Genomic DNA, 18,444 nt, shown 5'->3' on the forward strand with positions numbered 1-18,444 from the left:
CTAGGGTCTCCCCGGGCGGAGCGCCGCCAGACGATCCAGGGGAAGGGGTGCCTCGTCGGGGAGGGTCAGGGTCCGCTCCTCCTTGAGTCCCCCCAGCACCTCTGCGGGATAGCCCCGCCACAGGGCGAGGAAAGGCACCAGAGACTTCTGGGGCACCGTGTAGAGGGCCCGGGGTCCCCCCTCCCCGAAGAAGAACAGGTCCTTGCGGTCCGGGGAACGGAAGTCCACCTCCGCCCCCAGACCCGAGGTCAGGAGGATCTTGACCAGGGTGCCCCCCAGGCCTCCCGCCGCCAGGGTGCGTCCCGAAGAGGCCAGGCCGCTTCGGGCGGCTTCGAGGCTGCGGGTTCGGAAGTCCAGCTCCAGGTCGGGCTGGAAGAGGAAGGGCTTGCCCTTCAGGCCGAAGGTCCGCCTTCCGTAAAGACTTCCCCCCAGGGAGCAGGAGGGGCCCACCAGGACGATCCGGTCGCCGGGCCTGCCTCCCCCTGGGGAGAGCAGGTGCGCTCCGTCCTCCACCAGCCCCGCCGCCACCAGCAGGGGGGTGGGGAGGATCTTCCCCGAGGCGCTCTCGTTGTAGAGGCTCACGTTGCCGGACACCACCGGGCAGTCCAGCTCCTCGCAGGCCCAGGCCATGCCTCGGATCGCCTCTCCCAGCTCCCAGTACTGCTCCGGCACCTCCGGAGAGGGGAAGTTCAGGCAGTTGGTGAGACCCAAGGGGCGGGCTCCCGCCACCCAGAGGGCCCGGAGGCAGGCGGCGGTGGCTTCCGCGGTGCCGCCCCGAGGGTCCAGGTGGCTGCACCAGGGGTTCGTCTCCATGGAGAGGACCACCCGCCGGGAGGAGTTCTTGAGGCGCAGCGCCGCCACGGGGCTTCCCGGCCCCAGGACGGTGTTGAGCTGCACCATGGAGTCGTACTGCTCGTGGATCCAGGTGAAGTCCCCCAGGTTGGGATCCCGGAAGAGGTCCTCCAGGGCCGAGCCCACTGAGGCCAGGTCCGGGTGTTCCTCCAGGCGCAGCGTCTGGCGGCACCCCAGGTCCGCGGGGATTCGAGCCTCCCAGTCCGCCAGGGGGGCATCTCCCCCCAAAAGGGAGGTGGGCAGGTCCGCCACCAGTTCGCCCCGGTGGAAGACCCGATAGCGGTTCCCCGCCTCGGTCTGTCCCACGGCGGCGCAGTCCAGGCCGTAGCGCCTTGCCAGGGCCTCCACCTCCTGCACCCTCCCGGGCTCCACCACCAGGAGCATCCGTTCCTGGGACTCGGAGAGGAAGATCTCCCAAGGGGCCATGTCCGCTTCCCGCAGGGGCACCCGGTCGCAGTGGATGGTCATGCCCACGCCGCTCTTGAAGGCCACCTCGCTGGAGGAGGAGAGGATCCCCGCCGCCCCCATGTCCTGCATTCCCACGATGAGTCGTTTGTCCAGCAGCTCCAGGCAGGCCTCGATGAGGAGTTTCTCCTCGAAGGGGTCTCCGATCTGGATCTGGGGGCGGCTGGCCGCCCCGTCCTCCTCCAGCTCCCGGGAGGCGAAGGCCGCCCCGGCGATGCCGTCCCGCCCCGTCTTGGAGCCCAGAAGCAGCACCGCAAGACCCGGGACGGCGGTCTGGCTGCTGGCCAGGTTCTCCAGCCGCACCAGGCCGGCGCAGAAGGCGTTCACCAGGGGGTTGTCATCGTAGCAGGGGTCGTGCAGGGTCAGGCCTCCCACCGTGGGAACCCCCACGGCGTTGCCGTAGCCCCCGATGCCTTCCACGATCCCCGGGGCCAGGTGGGCCGTCCGGGGGGTCGAGGGGTCCCCGAAGCAGAGGCCGTCCAGGGAGGCCACCGGACGGGCTCCCATGGCCAGGATGTCCCGGATGATGCCCCCCACCCCGGTGGCGGCTCCCTGATAGGGCGCCACGGCGGAGGGGTGGTTGTGGCTTTCCACCTTGAAGGCCAACCCCCAGCCTTCCCCCAGGTCCACCACCCCGGCGTTCTCCCCCGGGCCGTGGACCACCGCCTCCCCCTTCTGGGGAAGCTCCTTCAGGAAGTTCCGGGTGGACTTGTAGCTGCAGTGCTCCGACCACATGACCCCCACCATCTGGAGTTCCAGGTCGTTGGGCTCCCGCCCCAGCCTCTGGAGGAGCAGCTCCCACTCCCGTTCCTTCAGCCCCACCTCACGCCCCTTCATGGCCGAACCTCCCGTTCCCCTGGGTCCGCACCCAGTCGCTTACCGAATGCCACATTTCCCGGCCGTCCGCTCCTCCAAGAAGGGCCTCGGAGGCCCGCTCGGGGTGGGGCATCAGTCCCAGCACGTTCCCCCGACCGTTGACGATCCCCGCGATGGCCCGCAGGGAGCCGTTGGGGCTGGCCTCGGGGCCCACGACCCCCTCGGGGGTGGCGTACCGGAACACCACCTGGCCGCGTCTTTCCAGCTCGTCCAGCTCCGCCTCGGGGAGGAAGAAGAGTCCCTCGTGGTGGGCGATGGGGAACTGTACCACCTGTCCGGGAGCGTAGCGTCCCGTGAAGGGGGTGTCGACGCGCTCCACCCGAAGGTGGCAGGGGCGGCAGAGGAAGGTCTGGCAGGTGTTGGGCAGCAGGGCTCCGGGAAGCAGACGCGCCTCCGTGAGGACCTGGAAGCCGTTGCAGATGCCCAGGAGCAGCCCCCCCGCCTCGGCGTGGGCCTTCACCGCCCCCATGAGGGGGCTTCGCGCCGCCATGGCGCCGGAACGCAGGTAGTCTCCGTAGGAGAAGCCCCCGGGGAGCACCACCAGATCCGGGGGGGTAGGGAAGGAGGTCTCGTCGTGCCACACCGGGTCCACGGGGATGTGCAGGGTGTCTTCCAGGGCCCAGATCACGTCGCGGTCGCAGTTGCTTCCGGGAAAGATGACGACGGCGGCTCGCATGTCAGGCCGGTTCCACCTGGAGGGAGTATTCCTCGATCAGGTCGTTCACCAGGAGTTCCCGGCACATCCGGTCTCCTTCCTCCCGGGCCGCCGCCTCCGAGGGGGCCTCCAGGAGGAGCTGCAGGTACCGCCCCACCCGGACCTCCTCCAGGGTCCCGTGGCCCAGGCGGATCAGGGTGGCCTGCACCGCCTTGCCCTGGGTGTCCAGGACACCCCTCTTGGGGTAGACCAGCACGGAGGCTCGGTAGTTCATCGTCCCGCCCCTCCGGAAAGGCGCCGCCAGATCTCCTCGTAGGCCCCCAGCACGTCTCCCAGATCCTTGCGGAAACGGTCCTTGTCCAACCGGTCCCCGGTGCTGCGATCCCAGAAGCGGCAGGTGTCCGGGGAGATCTCGTCCGCCAGCAGCAGGTTCCCCTCCATGTCCCGGCCGAACTCCAGCTTGAAGTCCACCAGGATGATCCCCAGGCCGGAGAAGATCTCCCGCAGCTCGTCGTTCACCCGAAGGGCCAGGGCCTTGATGGTGTCCAGCTCCTCCCGGGTGGCCCAGCCGAAAAGCAGGGCGTGGTCCTCCAGGATCAGGGGGTCGTCCAGGGCATCTTCCTTATAGTAGAACTCCACCAGGGGGCGGGGCAGCTCCATACCCTCCCGGATGCCCAGGCGTTTGCACAGAGACCCGGTGGTGATGTTCCGCACCACCACCTCCAGGGGGAAGATCACTACCTTCTTCACCAGTTGGTGCACGTCGTCGAGGATCCGTTCAAAATGAACCGGAATGCCCCGATCCCGCAGCTTTTCGAAGAGATGGGCGCTGATGAGGTTGTTGAGGCGCCCCTTGCCCCCCATGGTGGCCTTCTTCTGCGCGTTGAAGGCGGTGAGGTGGTCCTTGTATTCCACCACCACCTGCGTCGGGTCGTCGGTGCCGTAGAGTTTCTTCGCCTTGCCCTCGTAGAGGAACTCGCGCTTTTCCATGGATGATCCCCTCCAGGAATGGAATGCTTACATATATATCCAGAAAAACTAGAATGTCAAGGACAACTCCTCGTAAGCGTTGACATTTTGAACACAAGTGCTGAATATGGTGTGGAAATCTTCGCGCTTGGTGCACAGGTCCACAAGACAGATCCTTCAGCGGAAGGAGGGGACGGTCGAGGGCGCTCAAGGGATCCGCGTTGCACGAGGAGGAAGAGGAAGAAGCGTCTGGATCGAGAGAAGAGGGAGGATTCGATCATGTCCATGAGGAAGCGTACGTCCGTTGTCCTGGCGGTGGCCTGCCTGGCCCTTTGCGTCCTGGGAAGCGCGGCCTTTGCGGCGGACAAGGTCATCAAGATCGGCACCCTGTTCCCCCTGACGGGACCCTGTGCGGTGGCGGGGCAGCGCTGCGTCGCCGCCGTGGAGACCGCCGCGGAGGTCATCAACAACAAGCATCCGGAGCTGAAGGTCCCCCTGGCGGCCCAGGAAGGCATCAACGGGGGCACCAAGATCGTCCTCGTGAAGGCGGATACCCAGGGCAAGCCAGACGTGGCCAAGTCCGAAGCCGAACGCCTCTATAACCAGGAGGGGGTCTACGCCATCATCGGCTGCTACAACAGCTCCTCCACCAAGCCCGCCAGCGCCGTGGCGGAGCGCATGAAGAAGATCTTCATGTGCGGCTGTTCCAGCTCCGCCGCCCTGACGGATCGGAACTTCAAGTACTTCTTCCGCCTCGCCCCCACGGACAAGACCGAGTCGGCGGAGTTCACGGAGTACTTCCAGGAGATCAACAAGAGCCAGAAGGCGGGCATCAAGACCGTGGGCTTCATCTACGAGAACACGGAGTTCGGCAAGCACGCCGCCGACGAGGGCAAGGCGGCCGCCAAGGCTGCGGGCTTCCAGATCGTGGCGGACGTGGCCTTCACCCCCGGAGCCACCAACCTGAACAGCGAGGTGCAGACCCTGAAGGCCGCCAACCCCGACGCGGTGTACGGCGCCTGCCTGGGCGGGGACTACACCCTGTGGGTCCGCAGCATGAAGCAGATGAACTGGCTGCCCAAGGCGGCCATCAACTACTGCACGGGCTACCAGGATCCCATCATCGCCAAGCAGCTGGGACCCGACGGGGACCTCTTCATGGGCGGCACGGGCTACTCCCCGGAGATCGGGGCGAAGTACATGAAGGCCGTGGCGGCGGTGGAGAAGCTCTACACCAAGAAGACCACCGTGCCCTTCGACTCCGACTCCATCCAGGAGGCCGTGGCTCTGTTCATCCTGGCCCAGGCGATCGACAAGGCCAAGACCCTGGATGTGGAGAAGGTGGCGGAGACCCTGCGCACCACCACATGGGATTCTCCCCTCTCCCTGGGGGGCAAGGTCGCTTTCGGTGCGGGAGGCCAGAACATGAAGGCCACCAGCGTCATCACCCAGCTCCACGGGCTGAAGTACGTCCCCGTGTTCCCCAAGGAGTATGCGGAGGCCAAGGCCACCGTCCCCATGACCCCTTGGGACAAGCGCAAGTAGGCACCGAAGGTCCGAGGGCGGGGGAGGGTCTCTTTCCCCGCCCTTTTTCTCCGGACCGAAGATCATGATGCACTCAAGAACGGTCTTCTAAGGAGGTCCCTGCCATGGTTCATCTGTTCCAGGTGATCCTCGACGGGGCGATGAGCGGTCTGCTCTACGCCCTGGTCGCCGCGGGCCTGAGCCTGATCTGGGGAGTCATGGACGTCATCAACTTCGCCCACGGCGAGTTTCTGATGGTGGCCATGTACCTGAGCTACTGGATCGGCTTTCTGGCCCACGTGGACCCCATCGTCTCCTGGATCGCCTCGGCGGCCTTCCTCTTTCTCCTGGGGGCGGTCACCTACAAGCTCATCGTGTCCCGGTGCCTGGGCAAGGCGGCCATGGCCCCCCTGCTGGCCACCTTCGGCCTGTCCATGGTGCTGAAGAACTTCTGTCTCAATCGGTTCTCCCCCAACTTCCGCCTCCTCTCCGGAACCCTTCTGGAGGGGAAGAAGATCCTCCTGGGGGAGCTGGTGATCCCCCTGCCCCAGCTGGTCACCAGCCTCTTTGCCCTGGGAGTGCTGGCCCTTCTCTACGTGATGCTGAAGAAGAGCCGCCTGGGCTGGGCCATCCAGGCTACCGCCATGGATCGGGAGGCGGCGGAACTCATGGGCATCGACACGGAGAAGATCTTCCTCCTGGTCTTCGGCCTCGGCGGGGCTTGCGTGGGCATCGCCGGGGGGCTGCTGCCCTCCTACCTGGCGGTGCACCCGGAGGTGGGTGGACTCTTCGGCCTCATCGCCTTCATGGTGGTGGCCATGGGAGGGTTCGGGAGCATCCCCGGAGCCCTCATCGCGGCCCTCATGATCGGCCTGGTGGAGTCCTTCACGGGGTTCTACGTGGCTCCGGTGTTCAAGTACGTGGCGGTTTTCGGCATCTATCTGGTGGTCATCATGATCCGGCCCAAGGGCCTTTTCGGGTGGTGACGGGATGATCCGGCAGACTCGACGCAGCGATCTCCTCTGGTACGGCTTCGTCGCCCTCCTGGCCGCCCTTCCCCTGGTTCCGGGGCTCATCGGCAACAGCTTCCGGGCCCACGTGTTCATCCTGGTGCTCCTGTACGCCTCCATGTCCCAAGCCTGGAATATCCTGGGAGGCTACTGCGGTCAGGTCTCCTTCGGCCACTCCGTGTTCTTCGGCATCGGAGCCTACGGGGCGGGACTGGCGGTGGTCACCTACGGAGGCACCCCCTGGCTGGGGGCCCTTCTGGGAGCCCTGGCCGCTTCCGCAGTCTCCGTCCTGGTGAGCTACCCCTGCTTCAAGCTCAAGGGGCATTACTTCGCCATCGCCACCTTCGCCATCGTGGAGATCTTCAACCGGCTCTTCATGGTGTGGGACTGGGTGGGAGGTGCCCTGGGGCTGGACTACCCCATCCTGCCGGATGGGTGGAAGGACTTCGTCTGGACCAACACCAAGGAGGGGTACTACTACGGCGCCCTGGGCCTGTTCGTCCTGGTCTTCGGCGTGGTGCGCTGGATCGAACGGCACCGTCTGGGGGCCTACCTGCGGGCGGTTCGGGAGGGGCAGGAGACCGCCGAGTCCCTGGGGGTGAACAGCACCGTCGTCAAGCTCGCCGCCATGGCCTCCTCCGCCTTCCTGGCGGGCCTGTGCGGGGCCTTCTTCGTGCAGTACAACTTCCGAGTGGATCCCCCCATGGTCATGTCCCTGGATATGTCCATGAAGTTCGTGCTGGTCACCATTCTGGGAGGCGTGGGAACCTTCCTGGGGCCCCTGCTGGGGGCGGCGGTGCTCATCCCCCTGCAGGAGTACACCCGGGCCTACCTGGGCAGCCTGGGGAGCGGAATGGATCTGATCATCTTCGGCGCCCTCATCATCCTCATGATGGTGAAGCAGCCCCGGGGGATCATGGGCATCCTGGCGGACCTGGGCGTCCTGGGAGGACGCCGGTCCCGCGAGAAGAAGGAGGACGAGGCCTGATGTCCCTCCTGGAGGTTCGCAACCTGACCATGAAGTTCGGTTCCCTGGTGGCCAACAGCGACGTTTCCTTTGACGTAGACCAGGGAACCATCGTGGGGCTCATCGGCCCCAACGGGGCGGGCAAGACCACCCTGTTCAACTGTGTGGCGGGGCTCTACCGGCCCAGCGGCGGCACCATCGCCTTCGACGGACAGGACATCACCAAGCTGCCCTCCTATAAGGTGGCCCGCCTTGGGGTGGCCCGCACCTTCCAGGTGGTGCGTCCCCTCAAGGAGATGACGGTGCTGGAGAACATCCTGGTGGGGGCCTACCTGCGTCACCCCCAGCCGGAGAAGGCCCTGGAGACGGCTCAGCGCTGCCTGGAGATCTGCTTCCTCCAGGAGTTGCGGGATCGCCTGGCCGGGGACATGACCATCGGGAACAAGAAACGCCTTGAGGTGGCCCGGGCCCTGGCCACCGGTCCCAAGCTGCTTCTGCTGGACGAGGCGGTGGCGGGGCTCACCTCCACGGAGGTGAAGGAGATGGTGGAGGTGATCCTGCGCCTGAAGGCGGAGGGGATCACCATCCTCATGGTGGAGCACATCATGGAGGCCATCATGCCCATCTCCGACAAGATCGTGGTGCTCCGCAGCGGCGTGAAGATCGCCGAGGACACCCCCCGGGCGGTGGTGCAGGACCCGGAGGTCATCAAGGCCTACCTGGGGGAGAAGTTCAGCCGACGCCTGGCGGAGAAGAGGGAGGCGGGGGGCCATGAGTGAGCCCATGCTGCAGGTCCAGGACCTGCGTTGCGCCTACGACGGCGTTCCGGTGATCTTCGGCGTCTCCCTGGAGGTGAACCGGGGGGAGATCGTGGCCATCGTGGGGGCCAACGGAGCGGGCAAGTCCACCACCATGAGGACCATCGCGGGGCTCATGCACCCCGTGGGAGGGAGCGTCCGCTTCCTGGGGGAGGACGTGAGCCGGGTCCCGGCGAACCAGATGATCCGCCGGGGCATCAGCTACGTTCCCGAGGGGCGGCGGCTGTTCGCCAAGCTCTCCGTGCGGGAGAACCTGGAGCTGGGCGCCTTCGCGGAGAAGGACCGGGCCTCCGTGGCGGAGCGGCTGGAGGAGGTCTTCTCTCTTTTCCCCGTCCTCAAGGCCCGATCCGCCCAGATCGCCGAAACCATGAGCGGGGGAGAGCAGCAGATGTGCGCCATCGCCCGAGGGCTCATGAGCCGGCCGCAGCTTCTCATGCTGGACGAGCTGTCCCTGGGCCTCATGCCCAGTCTGGTGGAGAAGGTGCTGGAGGCGGTGGCGGAGATCAACCGCCGGGGGGTGACGGTGCTCCTGGTGGAACAGATGGTACAGGAAGCCCTGGAGATCGCCCATCGGGGCTACGTGATCCAGACGGGCCGCATGGTCCAGTCCGGCTCCGCCAAGGATCTGCTGGACTCCGAGGAGGTCCGCAAGGCCTACATGGGAATGTAGGGGGTCGGATCGAGGTGCAACGAGCGAGAGGAGGCCCCTCTGGCCTCCTCCCGCGTCTTGATCAGCCCCGGGGAGAAGGCGTCTCCGGAGAACGTCCTTCCTCGCCCTCTTCCTCCAATGCCTGTCGCAGCGCCGAGGAGAACCCTCGCACTTCCTCGTCGGTCAGGGTGAGGGGAGCGTAGGCTCGGAGTAGCTGAAACCGCTTGGAGAGCCCCAGGAAATACCCCCGGCGAAGGAGGGCGGTGAACAGGCGGGAGGGGGAAGCCTCCGGGGGCACCTGGAAGACGTTCATCATCCCTCGGCCCCGAACCTCCGAGATGCCCCGCAGGCCCCCCCGGGCCTCCTCCACCTGGGCCCGCAGGGACGCCCCGACCCGGTCTCCCCGAGCCACCAGGCCGTCCCGCCCCAGGATCTCCACGACCTTCCGGGCCACGGCACACCCCAGGGGATCGTCGATGTGGGACTGGACGTAGATCAGGTTTTCCTCCCGGGCCTGTCGAGCAAGGGAGGAGCGGAGGAGCACGCCGCTGACGGGGTATCCGTTCCCCAGTCCCTTCCCCAGGGCAATCAGGTCCGGCAGGTCCGAGGCCCCGACCAGGGAGGGGTAGTGCTGGAAGCCGAACCAACGCCCGGTCCGTCCGAAGCCCGTGGTCACCTCGTTGCAGACCACCAGCCCCCCTGTCTCCCGGATCCGGGCGCTCAGATGGGAGACCAGTTTCGGGGGGGGGCACAGGACCCGCCCTCCGGAGTTCCCCGGTTCGAAGACGAAGCAGGCGTGGTCCCGGAAATCGATTCCGTCGAGTTTCTCGCAGAGGTCGCATCGGGAGGATGCCCCGCAGTCCAGACATCCCCGGATGTCCAGGTCGGTCCAGGCGTCGGGGTTCCGGGGCATGCGCAGATCCGGGGTGGCCCCCAGATAGGAAAGATTCGTACAGAGCTTGCGGGTCCGCTTTGTCAGGTTCTCTGCAAGCCACACCGCCGCGGAGACTGCCTCGGTGCCGGAGGTCAGGTAGGTCCCGCAGTAGTCTCCGCCCGACAGGCCCGATGCGTCGCAGAGCTCCTCGGTCAGGTCGGAGGCGTGTCGAAGGACGAACTTCTCGTGGAGGTGCAGGGCCCGAGGGGCCTGTTCGATCAGCGTTTCGAGGATCTCCGGGTGGGCGTGCCCCAACGGGGCCGCCCAGCATCCCGATTCCATGTCCACCAGCTCGCCGTATTCGTCGGTCCAGATTCGGTTTCCCGAAGCCTTTCGGGCGGTCAGGGAAACCGGAAGAGATTCGAACAGGCGCAATCTCCGGTCGGGTCGAACCTCCGGGGCCGTCATCATGCTTCGCTCCTCCTCGCGGGATGGGGTCTCCACGGCGACCGTGGAGGCACGGGGATCCCGGGAGGGCGTCCCTTTCTCTCCGCGAGAATGGGAGGCGGGGATCCGTCCTTACCGTACCTTATAGATTCTCCCGTCCAGGCTGCCGAAGAAGGCCGCCCCGTCCCCCAGAGCGGGCGCACCCGTCACGTTGCCCCCCACCTTGGCCTTCCAGAGCAGATTGCCCGTGGCCGCGTCCAGGCAGAAGAGGGCGTCGTCGTTGCTTCCAAAGTAGACCTTCCCCGCCGCCACGGCGGGGGAGGAGGGGATGCCCATGTGGGTCTTGAAGACCCAGAGGGGGTTGCCCGTGGCGGCGTCCAGGCAATGGAGCTGTCCCGCCATGTCCCCCACGTACAGCTTTCCTCCGGAGACCACGGGGGAGGACTCCACGGAAGCCCCGGCGGCGTAGCGCCACACCACTGCCCGGTGCTTGACCCGGGCGGCGTAAACCTTCCCGTCCCAGCTTCCGAAGTAGAGCATCCCGTCGGCCACGGCGGGGGAGCCGCTGATGGGACCGCCTACCACCGCCCGCCAGAGGAGGGTGCCCTTCTGGGCATCCAGGGCGTAGAGCTTGCCGTCGTGGTTGCCCACGTACACCACCCCGTCCGCCACCGCCGGGGAGGAATAGACCTCCCGCCCTGCCTTGAATTTCCACTTCTGCCAGCCCTTCTTCAGGTCCACCCCGTACACATATCCGTCCACGCCTCCGAAGAAGACCAGGCCGTCCGCTACGGCGGGGGAGCTGTGGACGTTCTTGTGGGTGGTGAAGCGCCAGGCCAGTTTGCCCGTGGCGGCGTCCAGGGCGTAGACCCGGCTGTCGTAGCTGCCGAAGATCACCAGGCCCCCGGAAACGCAGGGGGAAGAGGCCACCCAGTTCTCCGTGGGGAAGGTCCAGCGTACCCGACCGGACTCGGCGTCCAGGGCGTAGAGGCTGCCGTCGTTGCTTCCCACGAAGAGGGTGTTGCCCCAGAGGGCGGGGGAGGAGGACACGGCGCCGCCGGTCTGGAGGCGCCAGACCAGTTCTCCCTTGACGGCGGAGGGAGCCGTGGAGGGGGCGGAGGCGAGCCCCGTGCGGCGCTCGTTGCCTCGGAAGACGGGCCAGGATTCTCCCCAGGCCAGGGATGTCCCCAGGGTGAGGACAAGGGCTGCGGCGGCGAGGATGCGAAGGTTTCTGTTCAAGGGTGGGACCTCCTCTCGCGGGGGCAAGCCCCGCAACGATGGGATTTTTCGGTACAATCGTCGGGTCATTTCAGGACGAGGTGAAGGAAGATGGACAGGGAACGCATCCGCAATTTTAGCATCATCGCCCACGTGGACCACGGCAAGTCCACCCTGGCGGACCGGCTTCTGGAAACCACCTCCACGGTGGAGCTCCGGAACATGAAGAACCAGATGCTGGACTCCCTGGAGCTGGAGCGGGAGCGGGGCATCACCATCAAGCTGGTGCCGGTGCGCATGGACTACCGCGCCGAGGACGGGGTGGACTACGTGCTGAACCTCATCGACACCCCCGGGCACGTGGACTTCAGCTACGAGGTGTCCCGGTCCCTGGCGGCCTGCGAGGGGGCGGTGCTGGTGGTGGACGCCGCCCAGGGGGTGGAGGCCCAGACGGTGGCCAACGCCTATCTGGCGGTGGACCAGGGGCTGGAGCTGATCCCGGTGCTCAACAAGATCGACCTGCCCTCCGCCCAGCCGGAGCGGGTGTGTCGGGAGATCGAGGAAATCGTGGGCATCGACACCACCGACACGATCCACGCCAGCGCCAAGGAGGGGGTGGGGATCGCCGAGATCCTGGAGCGGGTGGTTCGGGACGTGCCTCCTCCCCTGGGGGATCCGGACGCTCCCCTGCAGGCGCTGATCTTCGACTCGGTGTACGACAACTACCGGGGGGTGATCTGCTACGTCCGGGTGGTGAACGGGGTCCTCAAGGCGGGGGAGCAGGTGCTCTTCATGGCCCTGGAGGGGGACCACGAGGTGGAGGAGGTGGGGGTTTTCCGCCCGGGCATGAGCCGGGTGGAGGCTCTAGGGCCCGGGGAGGTGGGCTACTTCACCTGTGGCATCAAGACCATCGCCGAGGCCCGGGTGGGGGACACGGTGACGGAATCCGTCCGCCCCGCTGCGGCGCCCCTTCCGGGGTACCGGAAGGTGAAGCCCGTGGTGTTCTGCGGTTTCTACCCCATCGAGCGGGACGAAATCCAACAGCTTCGGGAGGCCCTGGAGAAGCTCCAGCTCAACGACTCCGCCATCTTCTTCGAACCCGAGACCTCCGCGGCCCTGGGGTTCGGGTTCCGGTGCGGCTTCCTGGGGCTGCTGCACATGGACATCGCCAAGGAACGCCTCTCCCGGGAGTTCGGGGTGGACCTGGTGGCCACGGCCCCCAACGTGGTCTACCAGATCCAGCTCACCGACGGCACGGTGATGGAGGCCCATCGCCCCTCGGACTTTCCCGAGGCCACGAAGATTGAGGAGATTCGGGAGCCCTTCATCCGGTGCACCCTCTTCCTCCCCGAGGGGTTCGTGGGCCCTGCCATCCAGCTCTGTCAGGAGCGCCGGGGGGTCTACGGGAGCCTGGAGTACATGAGCCCCGAGCGGGTGCGGCTCACCTACGACCTGCCTCTGGCGGAGTTCATCCTGGACTTCCACGACCGGCTCAAGTCCGTCACCCGGGGGTACGCCTCCCTGGACTACGAGCACCTGGGGTTCCGCCCCTCCCAGCTGGTGAAGGTGGACATCCTCATCAACGAGGAGCCCGTGGACGCCTTCTCCTTCATCTGCCACCAGGACGCGGCGTACCATCGGGGGCACGGGGTGGCCACCAAGCTCAAGGACCTGATCCCCCGGCAGCTCTTCGAGGTGCCCATCCAGGCGGCCATCGGCAAGCGGGTCATCGTGCGCACCAACATCAAGGCGGTGCGCAAGGACGTGCTGGCCAAGTGCTACGGCGGCGACATCACCCGGAAGCGCAAGCTCCTGGAAAAGCAGAAGGAAGGCAAGAAGAAGATGAAGCAGATCGGACGGGTGTCCATCCCCCAGGAGGCGTTCCTGGCCTTCATGGAGGTCTCGGGCTCCAAGGAGGACTAGTGACCCCCTTCGACGGACGGGGTCCCCTGGCCCTCTACGTCCACGTACCCTTCTGCACCGCCAAGTGTCCCTACTGTGCCTTCCCCAGCGCCCCTCCCGGGGAGGGGGACGAGGACCGCTATCTGGAGGGGATCGGTCGGGAGGTCCGTTTCTGGGCGTCCCGCCTGAAACGCCGGGGGCTTTCCTCCCTCTACGTGGGAGGGGGGACCCCCACCCGTCTCTCCCCCTCGGGCTGGGAACGCCTCATCCGCTTCCTGGAGGAGGCGTTCTCCTTCCGTTCGTCCACGGAGATCACCGTGGAGGCCAACCCGGAAAGCCTCTCCCCGGAACATCTGGAAATCTGGGGGCGGTGGCGTCCCCTGCGGGTCAGCCTGGGAGTGCAGAGCTTCCGGGACGAGGAGCTGGTCGCCCTGGGGCGGCTTCACGACGGGGCCCGGGCGCGGGAGGCGGCGATGCGGATCCGTCGCCAGGGGATCCCCCTGGGCCTGGACCTGATGTTCGGGATTCCCCGCCAGACCCTGCGCACCTTCGCGGAAAGCCTGAGGGAGGCCCTGTCCCTGGACCCGGAACACCTGTCCCTCTATCAGCTCATGCTGGAGGAGGGGACCCCCTTCGGAGAGAGCCCCCCCGAGGGGAGGGCGGAGGAGGGATACCCCTTCTACCGATACGCCCAGTGGCGGCTTCCCCGGGCGGGATACGGGCAGTACGAGGTGGCCAGCTTCGCTCTTTCGGGCCGATGGCGGCGTCACAACCTGCGCTACTGGCTGGGAGGGGACTTCCTGGGCCTGGGACCCGGAGCCTGGGGGTGCCTGGGGGGGTGGCGGTACCGCAACGATCCCACCCTGACGGGCTGGAGGGCTCGAACGGACCGGGGGCGATCCGCCGCCCTCTGGGGGGAGCGTCTTTCGGGGGAGCGCAAGGCCCGGGAGGAGGCGATCCTGGCTCTGCGGACCCGCTGGGGGTGGAGCCCCGGGGAAACCTCCCGGAGGTTCGGCTTTCCGGTGGCCGAAGCGGTGGAGGCGGACCTTCTCCCCTTCGTGGGTGCCTTTGTCCGGCGTCAGGGGGTACGATGGGTCCTGACCCCCCGAGGGTTCCAGGTGGCCAACCGGATCTGGGAGGCCTTGGTCTGAGATACCCCTGCGGGGGGGAAGGAAGAGGGGAGCGTTCGCGTGGACTATCTGCTGTTGCCGCTGCGGGAAGGACGCACCGAGGAGGACCTTCACGACCTGCTTCTGAAGGTGGCGGAGGACGGGCAGGACCAACCGCCTATGGCGGGGTACCCCGTGGAGGTGGCCCCGAACCTGCGGGACACCCTGGCCTTCCTGGAGGGGTTCCCCCTGGAAGCCCCCGACTCCCCTTCCCTCTGGGTGCGCCTCTATGCGGCATTTTCTGACGAGGGCGACCAGGCGCTCCTGGTGGGGGAGGGGCTTGCCCGCCGTCGGGCCGACCTGCCTCCGGGCAAGTGGGGGGAGAGTGTCCCCGCCCCTCGAGGCCGTGCTTCCTGGGGGCTTATCGGCATGGCGGTGCCCGGATGGGTGCTGCTGTTCGACGAGAGCCTGGAGTACCCCGTGCAGGAGCCTCTCAACGAGCGGGTCCGCACCGCCTTCCTGCCCCTGGACGCCCAGGACGGAGCCCTTTTCGGCCCCTCCCAGGATACCCGAATCGTTCAGGGAACGCTCCTCCGGGCTCTCTTCGAGGCTCTGCCGGATCGGGAGGACGACGAATCCCTGTAGGGGCGGCCCACGGCTGCCGGTACGAGAGGAGGACGACATGAACGACGCGATCCGCAACCTGCTGCGCCAGCTCCCCTCCATGGACGAGCTCCTGGCTCTTCCTTGGGTTCCGGAAATGGAGGAACGCCTGGGGCGCGATGCCGTCAAGGGGACCTTCTCCGAGGTGGTGGGAGAGTGGCGTCAGGCATTCCGAGAGGGAACCCGCGAAGCCTTGGACCGGGAGTCCCTGACGGAGGAGGCCCGCGCCCGACTGGAGACCCGCTCGCGTCGCAGCCTGCGCCGGGTCCTCAACGGGACGGGGGTGGTGGTGCACACCAACCTGGGGCGCTCCCTGCTCCCTCCGCAGGCGGTGGAGGCGGTCCGGGAAGTGGCCTTGGGGTACAGCACCCTGGAGTATTCCCTGGAGGAGGGGAAGCGGGGTCACCGGAACGACCACGTGGAGTGGCTCCTGTGCCAGGCCACGGGGGCGGAGAAGGCCCTGGTGGTGAACAACAACGCCGCGGCGGTGCTGCTGGGCCTGGCGGGGCTAGCCGCAGGGCGGGAGGTCATCGTGTCCCGGGGGGAGCTGGTGGAGATCGGGGGCTCCTTCCGCATCCCCGAGATCCTTTCCTTCGCCGGGGCCAAGATGGTGGAAGTGGGCACCACCAACCGAACCCGCGTGGAGGACTATGCCGGGGCGGTGACGGACCAGACGGCCCTGCTCCTGAAGGTGCACCCTTCCAACTACCGCATCGAGGGGTTCCACCAGGTCCCGGCCCGGGAGGAACTGGCCGCCCTGGCCCGGGAACGGGAACTGACCTTCATGGAGGACCTGGGCAGCGGGCTTCTGGCCCCACCCAATCACCCGGGGTTGGAAGGGGAACCCACGGTGCGCCAGTGCCTCCACGCGGGGGTGGACCTGGTGACCTTTTCGGGGGACAAGCTCCTGGGGGGGCCTCAGATCGGCGCTCTGGTGGGGCGGCACGCCCTGGTGGACCGGCTGAAGCGCCATCCCCTCATGAGGGCCTTCCGGGTGGACAAGATGACCCTTGCTGCCTTCGAGGCGATCCTGCGCATGGAGCTTCGAGGAGAAGGGGGACAGATCCCCACCTCCCGCATGCTGCATCTGGAGGAGGGGGAGCTGAAGGCCCGGGCTAACCGGTTGGCCGCCCGCTGTCGCCGCGTCCTGAAGGCCCGGAACGAGGAAAGCTGGGTCGGGGTGGTGCCGGTGGAGGACGCCGTGGGAGGTGGAGCCTTTCCCGCCACGCCCCTCCCGGGGTACGCCGTGGCCCTGCGCCTGCCCCGCATCGGCAGCGCCGGGAGAATCCAGGAGCGGTTCCGTCTGGGGGATCCGCCGGTGGTGTTGGGGGCGGAGGACGACTTGGCCTGTCTGCACCTGCGGACCCTCCAGAGGGAGGAGGAATCCCTGTTCCTGAAGGCCCTGGAGAGGGTGCTGGAGGGGCGAGGGCGATGAACGCCCCGGGGGAGTTTCCCTTCGTCATCGGTACGGCGGGGCACATCGATCATGGCAAGACCGCCCTGGTGAAGGCCCTCACCGGGGTGGACTGTGACCGCCTCCGGGAGGAGAAGAAGCGGGGCATCACCATCGAACTGGGCTTCGCTCCCCTCATCCTGCCGGACGGCCGGGTGGTGAGCCTGGTGGACGTGCCGGGGCACGAACGGTTCATCCGCCAGATGGTGGCGGGAGCGGCGGGAATCGACGCGGCCCTCCTGGTGGTGGCCTCCGACGAGGGGATCATGCCCCAGTCCCGGGAGCACCTGGACATCCTGGGGCTTCTGGGGGTCCAGGACGGGTTGGTGGTGCTGACCAAGCGCGACCTGGTGGAGGAGGACTTTCTCGCCATGGTGGAGGAAGACGTGGAGGCCTGCGTTCGGGGGACCTTCCTGGAGGGGCGGCCGGTCGTGCCAGTCTCCGCCTTCACCGGGGAGGGGTTGGAGGTGCTTCGGGAGGAGGTGGCCCGCCTGGTGGAACGGGGTGCTCCCCGGTCCCGCAAGGGGGCGTTCTTCCTGCCCATTGACCGGGCCTTCCCCATCTCCGGCTTCGGCACCGTGGTGACCGGGACGGCTTATCGAGGGTCTCTGAAGGAAGGGGAGGACGTGGAGATCCTGCCTCGGGGCGGGCGCTCCAAGGTCCGCAGTCTCCAGGTGCACGGGGACCGGGTGCCCGAGGCCACGGCGGGACAGAGGGTGGCGGTGAACATCCCCTCCGTATCCGTGGACTCCCTCGAGAGGGGGGATGTGTTGGCCGTCTCGGGGCGTTACCGGGAGACCTCCTGCCTGGAGGTGCGGCTGCGTCTCCTTCCCGGGGCCCCGGAGCCGGTACGCCACTGGCAACGCCTTCGGGTACACCTGGGAACCTCGGACGTGGTGGCTCGCGTGGGTTTTCTGGACCGCCTCCGCCTGAATCCCGGGGAGGAGGTCTGCGCCCAGCTGGTGGCGGAGGAGCCCGTGGCGGCGGTGCGGGGAGAGCACTTTGTGATCCGCTTCTACAGCCCTCTTCAGACCATCGGAGGAGGAGAGGTGCTCTTCGCCTACGGGGAAAAACCGCGAGGGGCACGTTCCCGAGAGGAACGACGCCGCTTTCTCGCTTCCCTGTGCGAGGCGAAAAACGACGGGGACCGGGTGGAGGCCTACCTGGACCTGGCGGGGTGCCTTCCCTTTACTCGCCTGGAGCAGGACCTCCAGTGCCTCTCCGGGGACCTCATGTCCCTGTTGCGGGAGCAGCAGGCAACTCGGGGATGGGTGGTCCTCTCCGGGGCAGACCCCCTGGTGCTCTCTCAGAGGAGGCACCGTGCCGCCAAGGAGGAACTGATCCGGCGACTGGAGGTCTTTCACGAGGAACACCCGGAACGGAAGGGGTTGCCCGTGGAGGAGGGTGTGGGAGCCCTCCTTCGGGGGGAACAGAAGGCCTACCGCGCCTGGGTCGAATCCCTCCACGCCCAGGGAGCCCTCGTCCTGGAGGAGGGGCGGATGCGCCTGCCCGGTTTCAACCCCGCCCGGGAAGGGGTGCAGGAAACGGTGTCCCGGCTCCTGGAGTATGCCCAGTCCCGAGGCTTCCAGCTTCCGGAGCTGGCGGAGGCCCAAGAAGCCTTGGCTTTGGATGCGTCCCAGTTTCGGCGGGTCCTCCAGGTGGCCAAGGAGTCCGGAGAGGGACACATCCTCGCGGGAACCTTCTTCCTTTCCCGGGAGGTGGAGCGGCGTTTCTGGAGCCTTCTCGGGGGCATCGACGGGGAGATCACCGTGGCCACGGTGCGGGACGCCTCCGGAACGAGCCGGAAGTATTCCCTGCCCCTGCTGGAGCATTTCGATTCCCTGGGGGTCACCCGGCGGGTGCAGGACCGGAGGGTGCTGCTGAAACGCCCGCCAACACAAGACAATCCATGACAATTCGGTAAAGGTTTGCCGGGAATTGGGTGGAAACCCTTGCAAAGTTTCGACAAAGGGCGTAATATTCAGCCAATCTT

General features: G+C 67.1%; 16 protein-coding genes. 10 read left to right on the top strand and 6 right to left on the bottom strand.

The genetic code is table 11. The features are described from left to right. The 4 genes from purL to purC are packed head-to-tail and all read right to left on the bottom strand — an operon-like array spanning position 1 to position 3,838. Positions 1–2,154: a phosphoribosylformylglycinamidine synthase subunit PurL gene (gene purL / locus APAU_RS05885; RefSeq protein WP_006300811.1), complete on the bottom strand. Its 2,154-nt coding sequence runs from the start codon at positions 2,152–2,154 to the stop codon at positions 1–3. After that, positions 2,141–2,869, bottom strand: coding sequence for a phosphoribosylformylglycinamidine synthase subunit PurQ (gene purQ / locus APAU_RS05890; protein WP_006300812.1), 729 nt, complete (start codon positions 2,867–2,869; stop codon positions 2,141–2,143). Before purQ ends, purL begins: the two co-directional genes overlap by 14 nt. A gap of 1 nt (position 2,870) precedes the next feature. After that, positions 2,871–3,122 (bottom strand): phosphoribosylformylglycinamidine synthase subunit PurS, encoded by a 252-nt coding sequence (purS, locus tag APAU_RS05895; RefSeq protein ID WP_006300813.1) that lies wholly within the window; start codon positions 3,120–3,122, stop codon positions 2,871–2,873. Continuing rightward, complete coding sequence (gene purC, locus APAU_RS05900; RefSeq protein ID WP_006300814.1) at positions 3,119–3,838, bottom strand: phosphoribosylaminoimidazolesuccinocarboxamide synthase; 720 nt, start codon at positions 3,836–3,838, stop codon at positions 3,119–3,121. Before purC ends, purS begins: the two co-directional genes overlap by 4 nt. Before the next feature lie 264 nt (positions 3,839–4,102). Between purC and APAU_RS05905 the strand changes: the two genes are divergently transcribed. The 5 genes from APAU_RS05905 to APAU_RS05925 all read left to right on the top strand — a co-directional run bounded on the left by APAU_RS05905 (position 4,103) and on the right by APAU_RS05925 (position 8,806). Beyond that, complete coding sequence (locus APAU_RS05905; RefSeq protein ID WP_232207773.1) at positions 4,103–5,362, top strand: ABC transporter substrate-binding protein; 1,260 nt, start codon at positions 4,103–4,105, stop codon at positions 5,360–5,362. A 104-nt stretch (positions 5,363–5,466) separates the two neighbouring features. Then, the gene (locus APAU_RS05910) at positions 5,467–6,327 is read left to right on the top strand and encodes a branched-chain amino acid ABC transporter permease (protein WP_006300816.1); all 861 of its coding nucleotides are present in this window, start codon (positions 5,467–5,469) and stop codon (positions 6,325–6,327) included. A 4-nt stretch (positions 6,328–6,331) separates the two neighbouring features. Beyond that, complete coding sequence (locus APAU_RS05915) at positions 6,332–7,339, top strand: branched-chain amino acid ABC transporter permease (RefSeq protein ID WP_006300817.1); 1,008 nt, start codon at positions 6,332–6,334, stop codon at positions 7,337–7,339. After that, positions 7,339–8,097 carry an ABC transporter ATP-binding protein gene (locus APAU_RS05920; protein WP_006300818.1) on the top strand — a complete coding sequence of 253 codons (759 nt, stop codon included), beginning with the start codon at positions 7,339–7,341 and terminating at the stop codon, positions 8,095–8,097. Before APAU_RS05915 ends, APAU_RS05920 begins: the two co-directional genes overlap by 1 nt. Further along, complete coding sequence (locus APAU_RS05925) at positions 8,090–8,806, top strand: ABC transporter ATP-binding protein (protein ID WP_006300819.1); 717 nt, start codon at positions 8,090–8,092, stop codon at positions 8,804–8,806. The genes APAU_RS05920 and APAU_RS05925 overlap by 8 nt, the downstream gene beginning before the upstream one ends. A 61-nt stretch (positions 8,807–8,867) precedes the next feature. Here the strand turns inward: APAU_RS05925 and APAU_RS05930 are convergent, their stop codons facing one another. Continuing rightward, positions 8,868–10,130 carry an aminotransferase class III-fold pyridoxal phosphate-dependent enzyme gene (locus APAU_RS05930; protein WP_006300820.1) on the bottom strand — a complete coding sequence of 421 codons (1,263 nt, stop codon included), beginning with the start codon at positions 10,128–10,130 and terminating at the stop codon, positions 8,868–8,870. Between the two features lie 108 nt (positions 10,131–10,238). Next, positions 10,239–11,345 carry an outer membrane protein assembly factor BamB family protein gene (locus APAU_RS05935; RefSeq protein ID WP_006300821.1) on the bottom strand — a complete coding sequence of 369 codons (1,107 nt, stop codon included), beginning with the start codon at positions 11,343–11,345 and terminating at the stop codon, positions 10,239–10,241. 90 nt (positions 11,346–11,435) lie between these two features. Between APAU_RS05935 and lepA the strand changes: the two genes are divergently transcribed. The 5 genes from lepA to selB are packed head-to-tail and all read left to right on the top strand — an operon-like array spanning position 11,436 to position 18,364. After that, positions 11,436–13,247 (top strand): translation elongation factor 4, encoded by a 1,812-nt coding sequence (gene lepA, locus APAU_RS05940; RefSeq protein WP_006300822.1) that lies wholly within the window; start codon positions 11,436–11,438, stop codon positions 13,245–13,247. Then, entirely contained in the window at positions 13,247–14,377 is a 1,131-nt protein-coding gene (gene hemW, locus APAU_RS05945) for a radical SAM family heme chaperone HemW (protein ID WP_006300823.1), read from the top strand. Before lepA ends, hemW begins: the two co-directional genes overlap by 1 nt. Before the next feature lie 39 nt (positions 14,378–14,416). Beyond that, positions 14,417–14,980: a hypothetical protein gene (locus APAU_RS05950; RefSeq protein ID WP_006300825.1), complete on the top strand. Its 564-nt coding sequence runs from the start codon at positions 14,417–14,419 to the stop codon at positions 14,978–14,980. Positions 14,981–15,017: 37 nt separating this feature from the next. Further along, positions 15,018–16,433, top strand: coding sequence for an L-seryl-tRNA(Sec) selenium transferase (gene selA, locus APAU_RS05955; RefSeq protein WP_006300826.1), 1,416 nt, complete (start codon positions 15,018–15,020; stop codon positions 16,431–16,433). Continuing rightward, on the top strand, positions 16,430–18,364 hold the full coding sequence (selB, locus tag APAU_RS05960) for a selenocysteine-specific translation elongation factor (RefSeq protein ID WP_006300827.1): 1,935 nt from the start codon (positions 16,430–16,432) through the stop codon (positions 18,362–18,364). The genes selA and selB overlap by 4 nt, the downstream gene beginning before the upstream one ends. Positions 18,365–18,444 lie beyond the last annotated feature (80 nt).

The sequence above is a fragment of the Aminomonas paucivorans DSM 12260 genome (assembly GCF_000165795.1).
In the GTDB taxonomy this organism is placed as follows: Bacteria; Synergistota; Synergistia; order Synergistales; family Synergistaceae; genus Aminomonas; species Aminomonas paucivorans.